Annotated in this window: 2 pseudogenes; one reads left to right on the forward strand and one right to left on the reverse strand. The window is 73.8% G+C overall.

The features are described from left to right. A pseudogene (locus FV223_RS29500) lies at positions 1 to 399 on the forward strand (sigma-54 factor interaction domain-containing protein); the annotation flags it as partial. Here FV223_RS29500 and FV223_RS29505 read toward each other — a convergent pair. Further along, positions 399 to 583: pseudogene (locus tag FV223_RS29505) on the reverse strand (sigma 54-interacting transcriptional regulator); the annotation flags it as partial. The pseudogenes FV223_RS29500 and FV223_RS29505 overlap by 1 nt on opposite strands.

Here is a 583-nt window from a genome sequence, read left to right on the forward strand (position 1 = left end):
GCCGGCGAGCCGGGCGCCGGCGACGGCCTCGTCGGGTCGAGCGCCGGGATGCGGCGGGTGCAGAAGACCATCGGGCTCGCCGCCGACAGCGATGCGACGATCCTGATCCAGGGCGAGACCGGCACCGGCAAGGAGCTGGTGGCGCGCGCGCTCCACACCTACGCGAAGCGCCGCTCCGGCGCCTTCGTCCCGGTCAACTGCGCCGCGATCCCCCGCGACCTCCTCGAGAGCGAGCTGTTCGGCCATGTCCGCGGGGCGTTCAGCGGCGCGGTGACGGACCGAACCGGTGCGTTCCGCGAGGCGAACGGGGGAACCCTGTTCCTCGACGAGATCGGCGACATGCCGCCCGAGATGCAGGCCAAGATCCTGCGGGTGATCCAGGACAAGGTCGTGGCGCCGGCCAGGAAATGCTCGGCGAGCGGCAGGATGTCGGCGAGGCGCTCGCGCAGGGGCGGCAGCGCGATCGGGACGACGTTGAGGCGGTAGTACAGGTCCTCGCGGAACGTGCCGGCGGCGACCATCCCCGGCAGGTCGCGGTGCGTCGCGGCGACCACCCGCACCGCGACGGCGACCGGGCGCCCGC

Origin of the sequence: Methylobacterium sp. WL116, assembly GCF_008039455.1 — a bacterium.
Lineage (GTDB): Bacteria > Pseudomonadota > Alphaproteobacteria > Rhizobiales > Beijerinckiaceae > Methylobacterium.